This window comes from Pseudomonas sp. W17 (assembly GCF_040268305.1).
In the GTDB taxonomy this organism is placed as follows: Bacteria; Pseudomonadota; Gammaproteobacteria; order Pseudomonadales; family Pseudomonadaceae; genus Aquipseudomonas; species Aquipseudomonas protegens.
This window is the reverse complement of the sequence record NZ_CP158490.1, coordinates 5,695,867-5,711,531: the sequence shown is the minus strand read 5'-3', so window position 1 is coordinate 5,711,531 and position 15,665 is coordinate 5,695,867. Positions and strand designations below refer to the sequence as shown.

At 60.6% G+C, this 15,665-nt stretch carries 16 protein-coding genes; 7 read left to right on the top strand and 9 right to left on the bottom strand.

Annotated features, from left to right (window positions below):
* Nucleotides 1-252: 252 nt before the first annotated feature.
* From ABCR88_RS26130 to ABCR88_RS26120, 3 genes are all read right to left on the bottom strand, one after another.
* Nucleotides 253-1,008, bottom strand: coding sequence for a DeoR/GlpR family transcriptional regulator (locus ABCR88_RS26130; RefSeq protein ID WP_011063123.1), 756 nt, complete (start codon nucleotides 1,006-1,008; stop codon nucleotides 253-255).
* Between the two features lie 95 nt (nucleotides 1,009-1,103).
* Nucleotides 1,104-2,609 carry a glycerol kinase GlpK gene (gene glpK / locus ABCR88_RS26125; protein WP_019093252.1) on the bottom strand — a complete coding sequence of 502 codons (1,506 nt, stop codon included), beginning with the start codon at nucleotides 2,607-2,609 and terminating at the stop codon, nucleotides 1,104-1,106.
* A 76-nt stretch (nucleotides 2,610-2,685) separates the two neighbouring features.
* A complete protein-coding gene (locus ABCR88_RS26120; protein ID WP_015636822.1) occupies nucleotides 2,686-3,534 on the bottom strand; it encodes an MIP/aquaporin family protein in 849 nt (282 codons plus the stop codon).
* Nucleotides 3,535-3,905: 371 nt separating this feature from the next.
* Here ABCR88_RS26120 and ybaK point away from each other — a divergent pair, with 371 nt between their 5' ends.
* Together ybaK and ABCR88_RS26110 are read left to right on the top strand one after the other, a co-directional pair.
* Nucleotides 3,906-4,376, top strand: coding sequence for a Cys-tRNA(Pro) deacylase (gene ybaK, locus ABCR88_RS26115; RefSeq protein WP_011063120.1), 471 nt, complete (start codon nucleotides 3,906-3,908; stop codon nucleotides 4,374-4,376).
* Nucleotides 4,377-4,493: 117 nt separating this feature from the next.
* Nucleotides 4,494-5,276, top strand: coding sequence for a PhzF family phenazine biosynthesis protein (locus tag ABCR88_RS26110; RefSeq protein WP_232641865.1), 783 nt, complete (start codon nucleotides 4,494-4,496; stop codon nucleotides 5,274-5,276).
* 76 nt (nucleotides 5,277-5,352) lie between these two features.
* On the opposite strand, the gene ABCR88_RS26105 is transcribed toward ABCR88_RS26110, so the two are convergent.
* Both ABCR88_RS26105 and argF read right to left on the bottom strand, forming a co-directional pair.
* Nucleotides 5,353-6,462 (bottom strand): ABC transporter ATP-binding protein, encoded by a 1,110-nt coding sequence (locus ABCR88_RS26105; RefSeq protein ID WP_232641864.1) that lies wholly within the window; start codon nucleotides 6,460-6,462, stop codon nucleotides 5,353-5,355.
* Nucleotides 6,459-7,379, bottom strand: a complete 921-nt coding sequence (argF, locus tag ABCR88_RS26100; RefSeq protein WP_019096003.1) for an ornithine carbamoyltransferase — start codon at nucleotides 7,377-7,379, stop codon at nucleotides 6,459-6,461. Before argF ends, ABCR88_RS26105 begins: the two co-directional genes overlap by 4 nt.
* A 415-nt stretch (nucleotides 7,380-7,794) precedes the next feature.
* Here argF and ABCR88_RS26095 point away from each other — a divergent pair, with 415 nt between their 5' ends.
* The 3 genes from ABCR88_RS26095 (at nucleotide 7,795) to grxD (ending at nucleotide 10,764) form a co-directional block, all read left to right on the top strand.
* Entirely contained in the window at nucleotides 7,795-8,085 is a 291-nt protein-coding gene (locus ABCR88_RS26095) for a hypothetical protein (protein WP_350403675.1), read from the top strand.
* A 135-nt stretch (nucleotides 8,086-8,220) separates the two neighbouring features.
* The gene (locus tag ABCR88_RS26090; protein WP_350403674.1) at nucleotides 8,221-10,329 is read left to right on the top strand and encodes a molybdopterin oxidoreductase family protein; all 2,109 of its coding nucleotides are present in this window, start codon (nucleotides 8,221-8,223) and stop codon (nucleotides 10,327-10,329) included.
* A gap of 96 nt (nucleotides 10,330-10,425) precedes the next feature.
* Nucleotides 10,426-10,764, top strand: a complete 339-nt coding sequence (gene grxD, locus ABCR88_RS26085; RefSeq protein WP_011063114.1) for a Grx4 family monothiol glutaredoxin — start codon at nucleotides 10,426-10,428, stop codon at nucleotides 10,762-10,764.
* 175 nt (nucleotides 10,765-10,939) lie between these two features.
* Here grxD and bfr read toward each other — a convergent pair whose 3' ends face one another.
* The gene (gene bfr, locus ABCR88_RS26080; protein WP_011063113.1) at nucleotides 10,940-11,413 is read right to left on the bottom strand and encodes a bacterioferritin; all 474 of its coding nucleotides are present in this window, start codon (nucleotides 11,411-11,413) and stop codon (nucleotides 10,940-10,942) included.
* Between the two features lie 212 nt (nucleotides 11,414-11,625).
* A complete protein-coding gene (locus ABCR88_RS26075) occupies nucleotides 11,626-11,844 on the bottom strand; it encodes a bacterioferritin-associated ferredoxin (RefSeq protein WP_011063112.1) in 219 nt (72 codons plus the stop codon).
* Between the two features lie 324 nt (nucleotides 11,845-12,168).
* On the opposite strand from ABCR88_RS26075, the gene ABCR88_RS26070 reads away from it, so the two are divergent.
* Complete coding sequence (locus tag ABCR88_RS26070) at nucleotides 12,169-12,771, top strand: peroxiredoxin (RefSeq protein ID WP_011063111.1); 603 nt, start codon at nucleotides 12,169-12,171, stop codon at nucleotides 12,769-12,771.
* A 70-nt stretch (nucleotides 12,772-12,841) separates the two neighbouring features.
* Here ABCR88_RS26070 and rnt read toward each other — a convergent pair whose 3' ends face one another.
* On the bottom strand, nucleotides 12,842-13,513 hold the full coding sequence (gene rnt, locus ABCR88_RS26065) for a ribonuclease T (RefSeq protein ID WP_011063110.1): 672 nt from the start codon (nucleotides 13,511-13,513) through the stop codon (nucleotides 12,842-12,844).
* Nucleotides 13,510-14,556, bottom strand: a complete 1,047-nt coding sequence (gene pyrC / locus ABCR88_RS26060; RefSeq protein WP_232641861.1) for a dihydroorotase — start codon at nucleotides 14,554-14,556, stop codon at nucleotides 13,510-13,512. The genes rnt and pyrC overlap by 4 nt, the downstream gene beginning before the upstream one ends.
* A 156-nt stretch (nucleotides 14,557-14,712) precedes the next feature.
* Between pyrC and ABCR88_RS26055 the strand changes: the two genes are divergently transcribed.
* A complete protein-coding gene (locus ABCR88_RS26055; protein WP_232641860.1) occupies nucleotides 14,713-15,627 on the top strand; it encodes an OmpA family protein in 915 nt (304 codons plus the stop codon).
* The last annotated feature ends 38 nt before the right edge of the window (nucleotides 15,628-15,665 follow it).

The following is a 15,665-nucleotide window of genomic DNA, read 5'->3' as shown; positions in this document are numbered from 1 at the left end:
TATTTGAATTCGAACATTAATGTTCATTTTCGAAAATACTAGCGCATAAAGATGCACGCATCCAGCGTGCTTCGATTGAAAAAACTGATCGAAGCAGCGCTAAAGGAAAGTTTTCGAACATTGTCGACGGGTAACTGTAGCCGCTGCTGTTGCCTTGGGCTGGATGGCGGGATCGGCCGCGGCGATTTCGAAAGCGATGAAGCGTCGAGGCTTGTCGTTCGAGCGCGGCCGGATCCGCAGGAGGGAGAGCAGTCAGACCACTTCGAGGCGGATCTTGTGCTGGTTGAGCAGTTGGGTCAGGGCCGGTACCGGTTGCTGGTCGGTGACCAGGCAATCGATCAGGCTGATGGGCCCCAGGCGGATCATGGCGTTGCGCCCGAACTTGCTGGAGTCGGCAGCCAGGATCACCTGCCGGGCATTGGCGATGATCGCCTGGGATACCCGCACTTCCTGGTAGTCGAAGTCCAGCAGGCTGCCGTCCTCGTCGATGCCACTGATGCCCACCAGGGCGAAGTCGACCTTGAACTGGTTGATGAAGTCGACACTGGCCTGGCCTACCACGCCGCCGTCACGGCGCACATTGCCGCCGGTGAGCAGTACGTCGAAATCATCCTTGGCGCTGAGCATCGAGGCCACGTGCAGGTTGTTGGTGATGATCTTCAGGTGGCTGTGATTGAGCAGGGCCCGGGCGATGGATTCGGTGGTGGTGCCGATATTGATGAACAGCGAGGCGTGATCGGGGATCTGCGCGGCAACGGCTTCGCCGATACGCTGCTTTTCGTCGCGCATCTGGTCGGCGCGCATGGCGTAGGCGGTGTTTTCTACGCTGGAGTCATAGGCTGCGCCACCGTGGTAGCGGCGCAGCAGATTGGCTTCCGCCAGCTGGTTGATATCGCGGCGGATGGTTTGCGGGGTTACGACGAACAGCTGGGCCAATTCCTCGATGCTGACGTAGCCGCGTTCGCGAACCAGATCGAGGATTTGCTGCTGACGGGGAGGCAGATTCATGGGGCTTCCTTTGGGCTGCCGTGCAAAATTTGCCCATGATGCCGCAGGAATCCCCTCCCTACCAGTTACAAGCGGTTACCAATCCACGGCTTGGCTTATTTGGCCTCGTCGTGGGGTTCCCAGTCGCGGGTGCGGCTGACGGCCTTCTTCCAGCCTGCGTACAGGCCTTCTTTTTCCGCTTCCGCCAGTTGTGGTTCGAACTCGCGCTCGATCACCGCCTTGCCCCGCAGTTCTTCCAGGCTGCCCCAGAAACCGCAGGCCAGGCCCGCCAGGTAGGCAGCGCCCAGGGCGGTGGTTTCACGCATTTGCGGGCGTTCCACCTGGGTGCCGAGGATGTCGGCCTGGAACTGCATGAGGAAGTTGTTGGCCACGGCGCCGCCGTCCACCCGCAGGGCTTTGAGGCGTTCGCCGGAGTCCTGCTGCATGGCGTCGAGCACGTCGCGGGTCTGGTAGGCGATGGACTCCAGGGCGGCACGGATGATGTGGTCCACGCGCACGCCGCGGGTCAGGCCGAACAGCGCGCCACGGGCATAGGGGTCCCAGTAGGGAGCACCCAGTCCGGTGAAGGCCGGCACCAGATACACGCCGTTGCTGTCCTTGACCTTGCCGGCGAAGTATTCGGTGTCGTGGGCGTCGTTGATGATCTTCAGTTCATCACGCAGCCACTGCACGGTGGAACCACCGTTGAATACTGCGCCTTCCAGGGCGTAGGCCACTTCGCCACGGGGGCCGCAGGCGATAGTGGTGAGCATGCCGTGCTGGGATTTAACCGCCTTGTCGCCGGTGTTCATCAGCAGGAAGCAGCCGGTGCCGTAGGTGTTCTTGGCCTGGCCCGGCTCGACGCACATCTGGCCGAACAGCGCGGCCTGCTGGTCGCCGGCGATACCGCCGATGGCGATGCCGCTCTTGGTGCGGCCATATATTTCCGACGAGGACTTCACTTCCGGGAGCATTTCCCGCGGGATGTCCAGCACCTCCAGCATCTTCGCGTCCCACTCCAGGGTGTGGATGTTGAAGAGCATGGTGCGCGAGGCGTTGGTGTAGTCGGTGACGTGGGTCTTGCCGCCGGTGAATTTCCAGATCAGCCAGCTGTCGATGGTGCCGAACAGCAGCTCGCCGTTGCGCGCACGCTCGCGGCTGCCTTCGACGTTGTCGAGGATCCACTTGAGCTTGGTGCCGGAGAAGTAGGGGTCGGTCACCAGGCCGGTGGTTTCGCGGATGTAGTCTTCCAGGCCGTCGCGCTTGAGCTGCTGGCAGATCTCGGTGCTGCGGCGGCACTGCCAGACGATGGCGTTGTAGATCGGCCGGCCGGTGTTCTTGTCCCAGACCACAGTGGTTTCACGCTGGTTGGTGATACCGATGGCGGCCACCTGGTCGTGATGCAGGCCGGCTTGTGCCAGGGCCTCGACCATCACCGCGCTCTGGGTGGCGAAGATTTCCATCGGGTCATGTTCGACCCAGCCGGCCTGAGGGTAATGCTGGGCGAATTCGCGCTGGGCGGTGCAGACCACGTTGGCGTCGCGATCGAAAATGATCGCCCGGGAACTGGTCGTACCCTGATCGAGGGCAATGATGTAGTTCTTATTCTGAATGTCGGTCATGTCGATTGCCTTGGACGAAATAAGGGAGTGAGAACAGGCGCGGGATCGAATTGGGCAGGATCACGCGCCACTGGATTCAGGAAGCTTTGACTTTGCCTTCGGTGACCTGTTCGGCCTCCGGGGCGACAGCAGCGCTGGGCAAATGGCGGGCAATCAAGCCGCGATAGGCTGCAGCACCCAGGCAGGCGCCAAGGATCGGAGCGAAGATTGGCACCAGGAAATACGGAATATCACGGCCGCCGGTGAAGGAAATCTCACCCCAGCCGGTCACAAACGTCATCAGTTTAGGCCCGAAGTCCCGCGCAGGGTTCATCGCAAACCCGGTCAGCGGGCCCATGGCACTGCCGATCACGGCAATCAGCAGGCCGATCAGCAGCGGAGCCATCGGGCCGCGCGGCAGGCCATTGTTGTCATCGGTCAGGGACATGATCACTCCCATGAGGATGGCGGTGATCACCAACTCCACAAGGAACGCCTGGGCAGTGGACAGCGCCGGGTTGGGGAAGGTGGAGAACACCGAGGCCAGTTCCAGGCTGGCCTGGGAACCACGGACCATCTGGTGGGTTTGTTCGAAATCGAAGAACAGGTTGCTGTACAGCGTGTAAACCAACAGCGCCGCGCAGAAGGCGCCAGCGATCTGGGCAAGGATGTAGAACGGCAGTTTGCGCTTTTCAAAATCGGCGAACAGGCACAGGGCGATGCTCACGGCCGGGTTCAGGTGCGCGCCGGAAACCCCGGCGGTCAGGTAGATCGCCATGCTCACGCCGATCCCCCAGATGATGCTGATTTCCCATAGACCGAAGCTGGCCCCCGCGACCTTGAGCGCGGCGACACAACCGGTGCCGAAGAAGATCAACAGCGCAGTACCCAGAAACTCGGCGATGCATTGGCCCGATAGCGACGGTTGTTGCAGAGCAGTTGTCATGTGAACCTCGATTTTTGTTGTTGTCTGGCGCTGCTGCAAAAGGCATGGAGCGCGACTTTAAACGAAGGCGGAATCCCCATTCCGACCTCGCCTTGCTACTGGGTACAACCTTGGATCTACCGCATGATATTCAGAAACGAAAAAATATAGACAAGAAACACCGCTGTCAAAGGTCGAAAGTGAACGGATGGTCATTTTATAGATATCAATCAAATGAATGATTCCGGGGCATGGTCGCGGGAACGGCAGGCGTGGTTGCCTTGGTAGGCGCACGGGCCGGTTATCAAGGCTTGGAATAGAGCCTTTTGTTGGTGAATGACCTAAAATTCGCGCGCTTGGTTTTGCCTTTTCATTCCTCGCCTGGAGCTGCCATGACCCCTGCACTGGACCTGCTGAAAAAAGTTCGCGCCGAACATCGCATCCACAGTTACGAACATGACCCCAAGGCCGCCTCCTATGGCCTGGAGGCCGCGGAGAAGCTTGATCTTGATCCTGCGCAGGTGTTCAAGACCTTGCTGGCCAGCAGTGAAAAGGGTGAGTTGCTGGTGGCGGTGGTGCCGGTCGTCGGAAGTCTTGACCTGAAGGCCCTGGCCCACGCAGCGGGCGTGAAGAAGGCTGAAATGGCCGACCCGGCTGCCGCCCAGCGCGCCACGGGGTACCTGCTGGGAGGCATCAGCCCGCTGGGGCAGAAGAAGCGCCTGCGGACCTTTATCGATAACAGTGCGCAGCCGTTCGCCAGCATCTTTGTCAGCGCCGGGCGCCGTGGCCTGGAAGTCGAGCTGGCGCCGGCGGTGCTGGCCGAGCATACCCAGGCCAGGTTCGCCGATATCGGTCGTCCTTGAGTCGCAGCGACTGCGGCCAGGGCCGCTGCTGTATGCAGGAAAATCCCGACTTCTGTGTCTGTCGCCCGTTGGGGGCCAGGGCCCATGCTGGTGGCCAGTTATTCACGGAGAAGGGATATGCAGCTTAAGTTTCATCAGGTCGATGCGTTCAGCGAGCGCCCGTTCGCGGGTAATCCGGCCATGGTTTACCGGCTTGAGTCCTGGCTCGATGACAGGCTGATGCAGCAGATTGCTGCCGAGCACAATCTGGCAGAGACCGCTTTTGTGGTGCGTGAGGCCCAGGGCTGGCGGATTCGCTGGTTCACCCCGGTGACTGAAGTGCCGTTGTGCGGGCATGCAACCTTGGCCAGTGCCTATGTGTTGTTCGAGGTTTATGGCCAGACCGCGCAGCGTATCGACTTTCTTAGCCAGTCCGGGCCCCTGAGTGTCACCCGTGAAGAGGGCCTGTTGTGGCTGGATTTCCCGCTGCGCAGCCCGAGCAGCCAGGCAGGGCGGGAGGCGGTGGCGCAAGCGCTGGGGGTTGAGGTCGTCGAATTGCTGGGGGCCAACGAGCTATTGGCCGTGCTGGAGTCGGAGCAGGCGGTGCGTGAGTGCCGGCCGGATATGACGGCGCTGGCGAAACTGCCCTGGCCCGGGGTGATCGTGACTGCGCACGGGGAGCAGCACGACTTTGTCTCGCGCTATTTTGCCCCCGCCATCGGTATCGATGAGGACCCAGTGACCGGATCCACCCATTGCTGCCTGGCGCCTTACTGGGCGCAGCGGTTGGATAAGCCGCAGTTGAGCGCCTACCAGTGCTCTGCCCGAGGTGGCGCGTTGTTTTGTCGTCTGGAAGGTGAGCGGGTGAAGATCGGTGGGTATGCCCGGCTGATTGCCAGTGGGCAGTTGCATCTGCAATGACTGTGCTGGGTGTTTCGCCGGCAAGCCGGCTCCTACGGTGGGCTGTCGTAGGAGCTGGCTTGCCCGCGAAGACGGCTCAATGCGCGCTGCTGTAGCGGCGCACCCCTGAGTCGCTTTGCGGGATCTGCGCTGCGGTACTGCCCGAGGCCTGGAACAGCACCAGGTGTTCCGCCGCGACCCGGATACCCACATCGGCGCCGACCTGATGATCGGCGTGGCTCGGGAAGATCGATTCCAGCTGGCTGCCGGTGGGCAGTTGCAGGCGATACAGGGTCGAGGCGCCGAGGAACGTCTTGCCCACGACGCGGGCTTTCAAGGCGCTGTCGGGGGCGTGGACGATGTCGTCCGGACGCAACAGCACATCCACCGCACCGCCGGTTGGCCAGGTGTAGGCACGGTTGCCCTGCAGCAAGCCGAGTTCGGTCTGTACCGATTCCGGGCTGCTCAACTGGCCGCGAATGAAGTAGCCCTGACCGATGAAGCTGGCGACGAAGGGCGTCTGGGGTTCGTGGTAGAGGTTGTACGGTGTGTCCCACTGCTCCAGGCGGCCTTCCTTGAATACCCCTACCTGATCGCTCACGGCGAAGGCTTCTTCCTGGTCGTGAGTGACCAGGATCGCACTGGTGCCACGGGCCTTGAGGATGTCACGCACCTCGTGGCTGAGCTTGCGTCGCAGTTCGCCGTCGAGGTTGGAGAAGGGCTCGTCGAGCAGCAGCAGTTGTGGTTCGGGAGCCAGGGCGCGAGCCAGGGCCACCCGTTGTTGCTGGCCGCCGGACAGTTCGTGGGGGAAGCGCTGGCCGAGGTTCTTCAGGTTCACCAGCTCCAGCAGTTCGGCCACCACCCGCGCTTTCTGCGGGTGTTTGCGAATGCCGAAGGCAATGTTGTCGGCCACACTCAGGTGCGGGAACAGGGCGTAGTCCTGGAACACCATGCCAATCCGGCGTTTCTCCGGCGCCAGGGTGAAACCGGCGCTGGAGATGGTCTCGCCCGCCAGCTGGATTTCTCCCTCATGCACCGGCTCGAACCCGGCGATGGCGCGCAGGGTGGTGGTCTTGCCGCAGCCGGATGAGCCCAGTAGGCAGCCGATATCCCCGGCATTGAGGTGCAGGTTGAGGTTCTGCACCACGCGTTGGTCCTGGTAGCCGCAGGCGAGGTTGCGCAGGTTCAGTAGCAAGGGCTGGCTCATGCGTGGTGGTACGCCGGCTCGACGAGGAATTCGAGCAGGGCCTTTTGTGCATGGAGGCGGTTTTCCGCCTGGTCCCAGGCCACCGAACGCGGGTCGTCCAGCAGGTCGAGGCTGATTTCTTCACCGCGGTGGGCGGGCAGGCAATGCATGAACAGAACGTCCTCGGCGGCCAGGTCCAGCAGTGCACGGTTGACCTGGAAGGGAGCGAACAGTTGCAGGCGCTTGGCGGTCTCCTCTTCCTGGCCCATGGAGGTCCAGACATCGGTGCTCACCAGGTGGGCGCCGCGCACGGCTTCGCGAGGATCACGGACGATGGTCACGCGGTCGCCGGCCTGGGCTACGAAATCCGCGTTGGGCTCGTACCCCTCGGGGCAAGCGATGCGCAGTTGGAAGTCGAACTGGATGGCCGCTTCTATATAGCTGTTGCACATGTTGTTGCCGTCGCCGATCCAGGCCACGGTCTTGCCCTGGATCGAGCCGCGATGTTCGAGGAACGTCTGCATGTCAGCCAGCAGTTGGCAGGGGTGCAGGTCATCGGACAGGCCGTTGATCACCGGTACGCGAGAGTTGGCCGCAAACTCGGTCAGGGTGCTGTGGGCAAAGGTGCGGATCATCACCGCATCGAGCATGCGCGACATGACGATGGCGCAGTCGCCAATGGGCTCGCCGCGCCCCAGTTGAGTGTCCCGTGGCGAAAGGAAGATGGCCTGGCCGCCCAGTTGGATCATGCCGGCTTCGAAGGACAGTCGGGTTCGGGTCGACGATTTCTCGAAAATCATGCCAAGCACACGATTTTTCAAGGGCTCGAAGAGTACGCCGCGGTTACGCAGGTCCTTCAGCTCGATGCCTCGACGAATCACACTGACCAGCTCTTCGGGCGTGCAATCCATCAGGGAGAGAAAGTGCCTTGCGCTCATCATTAACTACCTTTTTGCAACGGACCGCAGATTCTCAAAGCCTTGTTTAGTCGAACAACGGGCTGGACCTGCGGCGAAAGCCGCACGGGGCGACGAAATAGGGGAAGGCGCGATCTTATAATTAAATGTCGCGTCTTACCAATAGTAGTGCTACGGCGATTATGGGCATGAGAGGCCAGGACGCGAATGCGCTGGCACTTTTGAGACCAGTTTCCAGACAGCAGCCGGGCATTTGTACACTGCCCCGGCGCGCCTTGGCAATCGAGCGCGGCGCGGGTGATGCCCATGCAGTCGTTTTCTGACCTGGAGGGCGGGGGCTGCGTCCCGGATAATCCGCGGGCTGGCAGCCTGAAACATTTCCTAATGCAAAGTGCTGAGGTTATAAAGGCGAATCAGCAGCAGGGACGGGTGAACGATGGAATCCAGGGAGCAACAACTGATGACGCTCTTGGGGCTCACGGCCCGGGCACTCACCGACATGACAGCTTCGGTGACGGCGTTTTCCTTCGAGCTGCTGCGCAGTGACGATCCGGTGACCCGAGCGGCTGCGCGCAAGATGATCGACCGGATGATGAGCCTCAGTGCAGGCCTGGACGAGCATTGGCGATTGCTCGCACAATTCTCGGGTGGCTATGGAGAGCGGGAGGCCGTGGATGCAACCACCCACGTCTCAACGGATGGGCCGCCACGGTTGCCCTCCAACTGAAGGCGCCGATCATGGCCGGGGCTGATGGCCGTGAATTCATGGGACGAACGTCACTGGTGTCCTGTCAGGGGAGCGCCCATAGTTTTTGCTTCCGGCAAGCGAATACGCTGCGCTCTCAAACAATAGAGACTGGCCATGACCAAGACTCTCCATCACCGTGCCTGCCACCTGTGTGAGGCCATCTGTGGCCTGACCCTGGAAATCACCGAAGAAGACGGCAGTGCTCCGCGCATCAGCTCGATCAAGGGCGATCCTCAGGACAGTTTCAGCCGCGGTCATATCTGCCCCAAGGCCGTGGCCTTGCAAGATATCCAGAATGACCCGGACCGCCTGCGCCAGCCGGTGCGCCGGGTTGGCAATGAGTGGCAACCGATCGAATGGGACGAGGCCTTTGCCCTGGTGGCCGAGCGGCTGGCGGGTATTCAGCAGCGTCATGGCAACAACGCGGTGGCGACCTACCAGGGCAATCCCAGCGTGCACAACTATGGGCTGATGACCCACAGCAACTACTTTCTCGGCCAGCTCAAGACGCGCAATCGCTTCTCGGCCACCTCGGTCGACCAATTGCCTCAGCATCTGACCAGCTACCTGATGTATGGCCACGGCTTGCTGTTGCCGATTCCGGATATCGATCACACCGATTTCATGTTGATTCTTGGCGGCAATCCCCTGGCGTCCAACGGCAGCATCATGACCGTTCCGGATGTGGAAAAGCGCCTGAAAGCGATCCAGGCCCGTGGCGGCAAGGTAGTGGTGGTCGATCCGCGGCGCAGCGAAACCGCGGCCATGGCCGACCAGCATCTGTTTGTCCGCCCGGGGGGCGATGTCGCGCTGCTGTTTGGCCTGCTCAACAGCATCTTCGAAGAGGGGCCGACCCGCGACAGTCACTTGCAGGTGGACGGGCTGGCCGAGGTGCGCCAGGCCATATCCCGGTTCACGGCGGAGGCCATGAGCCCCCTGTGCGCCATTGCAGCGCCACAGATCCGCCAACTGGCCAAGGATTTCGCCTCGGCCGACAAAGCGGTCTGCTACGGGCGCATGGGCGTCTCGACCCAGGCCTTCGGTACGCTGTGCCATTGGTTGCTGCAATTGCTCAATCTGGTCACCGGTAACCTCGACCGCGTCGGTGGCGCCTTGTGTACCAGCCCCGCGGTGGATCTGGTAGCGGCGACTTCGGGCGGCCACTTCAATGCCTGGCAGAGCCGGGTTTCAGGGCTTGCGGAATACGGCGGCGAGTTGCCAGTGTCGGCCCTGGCAGAAGAGATGCTCACCGAAGGGGAGGGGCAGGTACGGGCGCTGATCACGGTGGCGGGCAACCCGGTGCTGTCCACGCCCAATGGCCGGCAGCTGGAGCAGGCGCTGGATGGCTTGGAGTTCATGCTCAGCATCGACCTGTACATCAACGAAACCACGCGCTATGCCGACTTGATCCTGCCGTCCACCTCGGCCCTGGAAAATGATCACTACGACACCACGTTCAATCTGTTCGCGGTGCGCAATGTCAGCCGTTTCAACCGGGCGATCCTGCCCAAGCCCGAAGGTGCACTGCACGACTGGGAGATCTTCGTCGGCCTGGCCAAGGCCTTTGCCGAGCGCACCGAAAGCTCGCTCAAGCCGACTATCGCGCCGGCGCAAATGATTGATATGGGGCTGCGTGCCGGGCCTTATGGCGACGCCTCGCCGTTCAAGCTGTCATTGGCGACGCTGGCGGAGTATCCCCATGGCATCGATCTGGGGCCGCTGCAGCCGAATCTGGCCGGGCGCCTGAAAACCGAAAACCGGCGAGTCCAGGCTGCGCCGCCGGCGATCATGGCCGACCTGGAGCGCTTTGCTGCCCTGAAGGCGCCGCAGGAGGGGGAACTGTTGTTGATCGGCCGCAGGCATGTGCGCAGTAACAACTCCTGGATGCACAACTATCACCGCCTGGTGAAGGGCAAGCCTCGTCATCAACTGCTGATGCATCCGCAGGATCTGGCTCACCGGGGTTTGCAGGACGGTCAACGGGTACGCATCAGTTCACGGGTCGGCGCGGTGGAAGTCGAAGTACTGGCCAGCGCCGAGATGATGCCGGGGGTGGTGAGCCTGCCCCATGGCTGGGGGCATGGGCGTCCGGGCGTGCAGATGGGCATAGCCACGGAGCAGCCAGGTTGCAGCGCCAATGACCTGACCGACGAGCGCCAGCTCGATGTGCTGTCGGGAAATGCGGTGTTGAACGGGGTGCCGGTCAGGGTGCAGGCGGCCTGAGATGTCTGTCGGAGAGGCCGAGCAGGGTGCTCAGGATTCCGTTACAATGCGCCACCGTGCCGACAACAGAGTCGGAAAGTTCAGCCGAGGTGTTCCATGGATATCATCGAAACTATTAAAGAGCAGATTGCCAACAACACCATTCTGCTTTACATGAAAGGCTCGCCGAATGCCCCGCAGTGCGGCTTCTCTGCCAAAGCCGCTCAGGCCGTAATGGGCTGTGGTGAGAAGTTCGCTTACGTGGACATCCTGCAGAACCCGGAAATTCGCGCCAACCTGCCCAAGTACGCCAATTGGCCAACCTTCCCACAACTGTGGGTGGCCGGTGAGCTGGTCGGCGGCAGCGACATCATGGCTGAAATGTTCGCCAACGGTGAATTGCAGAGCCTGATTAAGGCCGCTGCCGAAAAAGCCGCTGCCAAGACCGAAGCGTAAAAGCGCGTCTGCTCGCGAGGGTTTCCGGGAATCGACATGCTACTCGTGTGATTCTCGGAAACTTGCGGCAAGCACTCAGCTTTGGTTTGTTACGCAAACATATCCGCGTAATAAAAAAGCCCCGCTCTCATAAGAGAAGCGGGGCTTTTTTATTCTTCGGGTATTACGAGTTGAGTTACTCGTCACCCATTTGCGATTGCAGATAGTTCTCGATACCCACTTTATCGATCAGGCCCAATTGGGTTTCCAACCAGTCGATATGCTCTTCTTCGGATTCCAGAATATCTTCCAGCAGTTCACGGCTGCCGAAGTCGCCAACCGATTCGCAATGGGCGATCGCGGCCTTGAGGTCGGCATGGCCGGTGCGCTCGATACGCAGGTCGCATTCGAGCATTTCCTTGGTGTGCTCACCGATATGCAACTTGCCCAGGTCCTGGACGTTGGGCAGGCCTTCGAGGAAGAGGATGCGCTTGATCAGCTTGTCCGCATGCTTCATCTCGTCGATGGACTCGTGGTACTCGTGCTTGCCCAGCTTGTTCAGGCCCCAATCTTCATACATGCGCGCATGCAGGAAGTACTGATTGATCGCGACCAGTTCATTGGCAAGGATTTTATTGAGATGCTGGATGACTGTAATGTCGCCTTTCATGATGGGGTCCTGCCCTGTATTTAGTGGAACATGGGCAGAGTCTGAGCTGCATGAACATTACTGTCAAACCTAAGTTATTGAATAATATATGAAAATTAATCGGAATAAGAATGTTTGTGTTCCGCGTTTTGCCTCTAAGCGATTGAATTACAGGCATAAAAAAACCGGACGCCAGGTCCGGTTGTTTGTAACGCCGCTAATTATTAATTAAATCAGGCGACATTGAATTCCACAGGGTAGGGGATTGCCGCTTGGCTGCTCTGCAATTCGGTCAGGGTTTCGCGAACCACTTGCTTGGCCAGGCAGGCACATTTGCCGCACTGGCTGGCAACGCCGGTGGCCTGGCGTACTTCGCGGTAGCTGCAGCAACCTTCGTAGATCGCTTCGCGAATTTGTCCGTCGGTGACACCGGTGCAGAGGCAGACATACATAAGATGAGAACCGTCGCTGGTTAGGGCTCAATTGCGATGGATCTTAATGTTAACGAGAATGATTGTCAAAGTGGTTTCGGCGCCCTTTGTTGCTGATTCTTGCTTGAGTGACGAACGGCTTTTCTTGGCGTTAATGACAGATCATTCGCATTTTTCACGTTGGAGGCCGGCCAGAGGAAAAACCACTAAGGACAGCTTAAAAACGCCGTGTATGATGGTCGGTCCTTGCGAAGAGGGCGCGCGTCACGGAGCTGTCGCATCAGCATGGCAGGCTCGGGGCCAACCCTTCTTCTTCATTACTACGTCCACACCAGGAGATATCCAATGAGCGTACTCGTAGGCAAACAAGCCCCTGACTTCACCGTTCCGGCCGTTCTCGGCAATGGCGAAATCGTCGACAGCTTCACCCTGTCTTCGGCCATCAAAGGCAAATACGGCCTGGTGTTCTTCTACCCACTGGACTTCACCTTCGTGTGCCCGTCCGAGCTGATCGCTCTGGACCACCGCATGGCTGACTTCAAGGCACGCAACGTTGAAGTGATCGCTGTGTCCATCGACTCGCACTTCACCCACAACGCCTGGCGTAACACCCCGATCAATGCCGGTGGCATCGGTCAGGTTCAATACATCATGGCTGCTGACATGAAGCACGAAATCGCCAAGGCCTACGACGTTGAGTCCGAAGGCGGCGTGGCTTTCCGTGGCGCGTTCCTGATCGACGACAAAGGCGTTGTCCGCTCGCAGATCGTCAACGACCTGCCACTGGGCCGCAACATGGAAGAGCTGATCCGTCTGGTCGACGCTCTGCAGTTCCACGAAGAGCACGGCGAAGTCTGCCCTGCCAACTGGAAGAAAGGCGACAAGGGCATGACCGCTTCGCCAGAAGGCGTTGCTGCTTACCTGAGCGAGAACGCCGGCAAGCTGTAAGGCTTGGCGTCACGCATAAAAAAACCGGCCTTAGGGCCGGTTTTTTTATGGGGCAAAGGAAAGCGACTATTCAGTCGTCGAAATCCTGCCAGCCGCCCATCTGTTTCCAGCGGTTGACGATGCCGCAGAACAGCTCGGCGGTCTTCTCGGTGTCGTAGCGAGCCGAGTGGGCCTCGCGACCGTCGAAGTCGATGTCTGCGCTCTGACAGGCCTTGGCCAGTACGGTCTGGCCGTATGCCAGGCCAGCCAGAGTGGCGGTATCGAAGCTGGAGAACGGGTGGAACGGATTGCGCTTCATGTCCAGGCGCGCCACGGCGGCATTCAGGAAGCCCAGGTCGAAGCTGCTGTTGTGGCCTACCAGAATGGCGCGCTTGCAGCCATTGGCCTTCAGCGCCTTACGCACCCCGCGGAAAATATCGGTGAGGGCGGTTTCTTCGCTCACAGCCATGCGCAGGGGATGGTCAAGCTTGATCCCGGTGAATTCCAGAGCTGCAGCTTCGATGTTCGCGCCTTCGAAAGGCTCGACCCGGAAGAAGTAGGTGTGTTCGGGGAACACGAAGCCTTTTTCGTCCATGCCGATGGTGGTTGCGGCAATTTCCAGCAGGGCGTCGGTGGCCGAGTTGAAGCCACCGGTTTCAACATCGACGACTACCGGCAGGTAACCGCGAAAGCGTGCCGCCATCGGATGGCGAGGACCGCCGCTGCTACCTTCTTGTTCGTCGTCGAAATGGTCGTCACTCACGAGTGATCCTCCAGCAGGCGCCAGCGCAGTTTTTCACCGGCGCGCAGCGGAATGACAGTCAGCTCGCCAAACGGCAGGCTGGCAGGAGCGGTCCATTCTTCACGGACCAGGGTGATGCTGTCGGTGTTGGCCGGCAAGCCGTAGAAGCGCGGGCCGTTGAGGCTGGCGAAAGCTTCCAGCTGATCCAGGGCGTTGCGTTGTTCGAACGCTTCGGCGTACAGCTCGATGGCGGCGTAGGCGCTGTAGCAGCCGGCGCAACCGCAAGCGGCTTCCTTGGCGTGCTGGGCGTGAGGTGCCGAGTCGGTGCCGAGGAAGAACTTCGCGTCGCCGCTGGTGGCCGCATCCAGCAGGGCTTCCTGGTGGGTGTTGCGCTTGAGGATCGGCAGGCAATAGAAGTGCGGACGAATACCGCCCACCAGCATGTGGTTGCGGTTGTACAGCAGGTGATGCGCAGTGATGGTGGCGCCGACGTTAGCCGAAGCCTCCTTGACGAACTGCACGGCTTCAGCGGTGGTGATGTGTTCGAACACCACTTTCAGGCTGGGGAAGCGTTCAACCACACGCCGCATGTGCTCGTCGATGAAGATTTTCTCGCGGTCGAAGACGTCGACGTCGCCGCGGGTTACCTCGCCGTGGATCAACAGCGGCAGGCCGACTTCGGCCATGGCTTCAAGCACCGGGAAAATCTTGTCGATGCTGGTCACGCCCGAATCCGAGTTGGTGGTCGCGCCGGCCGGGTACAGCTTGGCGGCGTGGACGAAACCGCAGGCCTTGGCCGCTCGGATTTCCTCCGGCTGGGTACGGTCGGTCAGGTAGAGCACCATCAGTGGCTCGAAGCGGCTGCCGGCCGGGCGCGCAGCTAGAATGCGCTGGCGATAGGCGTCGGCTTCCGCGGCGTTGCGCACCGGAGGTACCAGGTTGGGCATGATGATGGCGCGGCCAAAAGTGCGCGCGACATCTGCGACTGTATTGGGCAACACGGCCCCATCGCGAAGATGAATATGCCAGTCGTCGGGACGCAGCAGGGTCAGGCGGTCGGACATTGGAGGTTCCAGGCGGGTAAAACTCGGGGGAATGCTACCGGAAAAGACTCTTCCAGGCACTCGCTATCAAGTTTTGCGACGAGCAACCGATATCCCGAAGGTATGGCGTATTAACGCCTGTCGATTTTTCTGTTGTACACGTCAGTGGAGCCTCCCGTGCGCCAGCGTTATCTAGCCTTGCTCAGTGTGTTTGCCAGCCTGCCTGCGATGGCTCTCACTTTCCAGACTCGCCTGGAGAGCATTGAGTGGACGGTCGAAGGTGACAAGTTCGAGTGCCGCCTGATCCAACCGGTTACCGATTTCGGCTCCGGCGAATTCGTTCGTCGCGCCGGCGAGCAGGCGATTTTCCGCCTCAAGAGTTTCAACTCCATGCAGACCGGTGGTTCCGCGACCTTGCTTGCGGCCGCCGCCCCCTGGCAGCCGGGGCGTGGCGACATCAACCTCGGGGCGGTCAAGGCCGGTACCGATGGGGTGCTGTTCAACAGCAACCAGATGCAGGCCGGACGTCTGATCGTCGGTTTGCTGGAGGGGCGCAGCCCGGTGGTCCGGCACTTCTCCCGCGAAGGCGGAGTGTCCGAGGTACGCCTGTTGCCGGTGAAGTTCAGCAAGGCCTACGGCGACTATCAAAGCTGCATGGCCAAGCTGTTGCCGATGAACTATGAACAGGTCAAGCAGGCCGAGATCGGTTTCCCCGGGGGGGGCATCGACTTGGACGCGCGGGCCAAGGCCAAACTGCAAGTGATGGTGGACTTCATCAAGGCCGACCCCACAGTCAATCATGTCGAATTGGACGGGCACTCTGATAACAGTGGCAACCGCCTGACCAACCGTGACCTGTCGCGCCGTCGTGCGCTGGCGGTCATGGAGTTCTTCAAGGCCAATGGCCTGGCGGAAAACCAGATCGTGGTGCGCTTCCATGGCGAGCGCTATCCCCTGGCCCCCAATACCAATGCGGCCAACCGGGCGAAGAACCGGCGGGTCAATGTGCATCTGGAGCGGGTCGCTCCTGCCGAAAAGCCGGCCCCAGCGCCTCAGGCGGCTTCCGGATCCAACGCAGCGGCGACTTCCTGATACGGCTGTCGTCGTCGCTCGCTCGACATAATCTGTCG